Origin of the sequence: Streptomyces pathocidini (genome assembly GCF_001418495.1) — a bacterium.
Taxonomy (GTDB): domain Bacteria; phylum Actinomycetota; class Actinomycetes; order Streptomycetales; family Streptomycetaceae; genus Streptomyces; species Streptomyces pathocidini.
This window is the reverse complement of sequence record NZ_LIQY01000614.1, coordinates 1-3,379: the sequence shown is the minus strand read 5'-3', so window position 1 is coordinate 3,379 and position 3,379 is coordinate 1. Positions and strand designations below refer to the sequence as shown.

Below are 3,379 nucleotides of genomic sequence, written 5' to 3'. Positions count from 1 at the left end.
CGATGGCCGCAGGGAGGCGGGCAGGGCCGCACGAGAGGACTGACCGGGGACGGCCGGGCGCGGCCGAATTCCGGGCCGGGGGAGGCGGGTTAGGGCGGCGGGACGGGGGAGCCATGGTGGTCCGAGTGGCAACCGGACCAAGCGGACCGAGTCGGCGTCTCTCAACGTCACTCAGCAGGAGGTGAGTTGGCGGGAGGCCCGGTGCGGTGGGAGAACCGCATCAGCGCCAGCAGCCCCGCCGCCCCCAGGAGTGCCAGCCCCGCCGTGCCGCGTAGGACCGTCTCGATCGCCGCCCCGTCGGCGGCGGCCTCGGCCGCCGAGTCGCTGATCGCCTCCAGTACGGTGGCCGCCACCGCGACCGCGACGGCGCCCAGCAGGACCAGCGAGGTCAGGACGACGCCGGAAGCGGCGCCGCGGCGGCCCTCGGGGACGTACGACTGCGTGGCCACGTTCGTCAGGGCCCACCCGAGGCCGACGCCGAGCCCGCACACCGCGAACACCACCGCGTACCAGCCCAGCGGGCGCACCCACGTCAGCGCGAGCAGCGCGGTCCCGCTGGTGGCCATGCCTGCGGCCATCAGGGCCTCGGGCCGCCGGTGTTGGGCCAGGGGGCCCGCACGGTAACTGGCAAGACCCACACCGCCGGAGAGCGCGAGGAAGACCACGCCCGCGGTCAGCGGGGACAGCCCGCGGGCCTGCTGGAGATAGAGCGCGGACAGGACGGCGATCAGGCAGTAGACGACGTTCGAGAGCGATCCGGCGGCGGTGATGACGTCGAACGGGGTGCTGCGGAACAGCGACAGGTCGATCAGCGGCTCTCGCGCCCGCCGCTCCACGGCCACGAACAGGGCGAGCAGGGCCGCGCCCGCCAGCAGCAGGGCGATGGTCGGCGCGGAGCCCCAGCCCCAGGCCCCGCCCTGGTCGACGGCCAGCAGGACGCAGGTCAGCCCGGCGGCGATGGTGAGGCCGCCGGGCAGGTCCAGGTGGCGGGAGGCGGTCGTGTCGCGGGTCTCCGGCACGAAGCGCAGCATCAGCAGGACGGCTGCCGCGCACAGCGGGATGTTGAGCAGGAACACCGCCCGCCAGCTGACGTGCTCGGCGAAGACCCCGCCGACGAACGGACCGAGGGCGGTGCCGACCGCGCTGCACGCGAGGACGGTGCTCACCGCCCGGCCCTGGCGGGCGTCCGGGAAGTGCGCGGCGACCACCGCCACGGCCACCGGGAAGATGAGCGCGACGGTGGCGCCCTGCACCACGCGGGCCGCGATGAGCCAGGCCGGGTTCTGCGCCGCGGAGCACACCGCCGACACGAGCGCGAAGCCCACCAGACCCGTGACGATCACGCGCCGCCGCCCGCGTACGTCGGCCGCCCGGCCGCCGACGATCATCAGCGCGCCCAGCGCCAGCATGTAGCCGCTGACCAGCCACTGCAGGTCGGTGGAGGATGCGCCGAAGTCGCGGGCGATGACGGGGATCATGAGGTCGAGGGCGAACCAGTCCATCTGCGCGATGAACATGGACAGCGCCGCCGCGGCGATGACCGCCCGTTCCCGGCGCGAGAAGCGCCCCGGGCCGGACCGGGGCCCGGCGACCTGCGTGTGCCCAGCCACATCTCAGCGTCGCACGCCGGTCCGGCCTTGGCGATCCCGGCAGTGGTGCCGAGGTGGGGCTTTACGGTCAGGCCGACGGTCAGGCCGACGGTCAGGCCGACCAATACGGATCGGTCACGTCTGGTTTCAGGAGCGGGTAGCCGTCCGGGTCCTTGGGGATGCGGTCGCCCTTTTCGCCTGGGACCGTTCCGCTGTAGCCGGGGTCCTCTACGGCTGAGCTGGCGGCGTCGAAGTAGATGTTTCCCGAGCCGCCCACCGCGCAGCGTACGGAGAAGCCGTCGGGGGCCCGGCCGGCGAAGCCCGGTTGCTTCGGGGCGGTGTCCTTGACCTCGTAGCCGGATTCCTTCCAGCGGTCGGCGACCGATTTCAGGAGGCGGTCGAGTTTCGCGGGGGACACCTTGGTCCGTACGTACCGCGTCTTCGAGACGGTCGCCTCCCCGTTGGGCTCGTTGAGGGCCGCGTCATTGCGCTGGAGCACTTCGGTCGAGCCGTCGCGCCATTTCAGCTTCGGCCTGATGGCGGTTGTCGTGTCGTCGAGGAGTTCGTCCAGTCGTTGAGCTGCGTCGAGGGCTTTCATGGACGCAGAACGGTCCTTTCCTGAAGGGGTTTTCTCACCATCACCGCCACCACCCTTTCCGCTGCTACTGCCGCATCCCGTGATCGCCGTGGTGAGGAGGAACAGCGCCGCTACCGCGAAGGGGGCGGCCGGTCGCCGAAGGTCATTCATCGGGGGGTATCTCCTGAAACGCTTCCGTACCTTCCGGTCACGATGTTCGCGATGTTCTCCAGGGATCCGCCTCCGCCGCGGTCGAAGTAGTTCGAGTGCGCATGGGCCACGTCTCCTTCGGCGACGCTGAAGCGCCGGGCTCCGAATTCCTCGCCGGCCGGGTCCTGGCCGAACCAGATCTCCCGTGGGTCGAGGGCGTGCGCGACTCCCGCGCCCAGCGGACCGCCCACCGCCTCCAGAGGAGACGGCAGATGCGTGACCGGGTCGTTCCGGGCGGAACCTACCCATACGTGGTCGGCCCCCACGCCCAGTCGGTCGGCGCTCTCCGCCCCGGTACCGGGGCTGCCGACCAGCACGATGTCATCGGCGGGGAGCCCGCCCCCGTGCTGCGCGGCCTGTCCGACGGTGAGCGAGCCGTAACTGTGCCCGATGGCGGTGACGTGCGGACTCTCACCCTCATGAGTGGCGTGGAGCCCGTTCAGGAATTGACCGAAGTCAGTGCCGCCGCGTACGGCTCTGTCGTCGGTCATCACCGCCAGGTTGCCCGAACCCGTGGTCCAGTTGCCCGGATCCGCGGTCCATTCGAACTGCGGCGCGTCATAGCCGAGCCAGACGATGGCGGACGTCCTGTGGTCGTTGTCGACACTGTGCGCGGTGTCCGCGACGTTCCACGCGCGCGTGCCGTCGCCCCCGCCGATGTCGTCGAGCCCGGTATTCAGACCGGGGACATAGGCGGCGATGTTGTCGGCCACGTCTGGATTTCCGTACGCCAGAACGGCCCGGCCCTGTCCCTCCTTTCCGATTCCCAGGAGGAGGGGAGGCGGAGCCTTTTCGGCGTCGTCGTCCAGTCGCTTCCGAATGGTTTTCAAGCCGTCGAAGATCTTCCGGTCCGCTGCCGACAGATGGCCTCTCGCCTCGTATTCGGCTATCAGGCGGGTCAGATTGACGCGGTTGGCGCGGTCTCTGATCGCGGACGGGATGCCGTCGCGGTTGCCGAGGGCGGCGGGGTGGTCGGTGAGGAGTTCGGTGCGGAGGGTGGGGG

Annotated in this window: 3 protein-coding genes; all 3 read right to left on the bottom strand. The window is 70.9% G+C overall.

Annotation, left to right across the window (positions count from 1 at the left end; translation table 11 throughout):
- Positions 1 to 167 precede the first annotated feature (167 nt).
- On the bottom strand, positions 168 to 1,610 hold the full coding sequence (locus AOK16_RS23540) for an MFS transporter (protein ID WP_055474145.1): 1,443 nt from the start codon (positions 1,608 to 1,610) through the stop codon (positions 168 to 170).
- A gap of 91 nt (positions 1,611 to 1,701) precedes the next feature.
- Positions 1,702 to 2,187 (bottom strand): hypothetical protein, encoded by a 486-nt coding sequence (locus tag AOK16_RS23535; protein WP_055474144.1) that lies wholly within the window; start codon positions 2,185 to 2,187, stop codon positions 1,702 to 1,704.
- Between the two features lie 146 nt (positions 2,188 to 2,333).
- Positions 2,334 to 3,379: alpha/beta hydrolase (locus AOK16_RS23530; RefSeq protein ID WP_240483722.1), on the bottom strand; the 1,046-nt coding region annotated here is incomplete at its 5' end.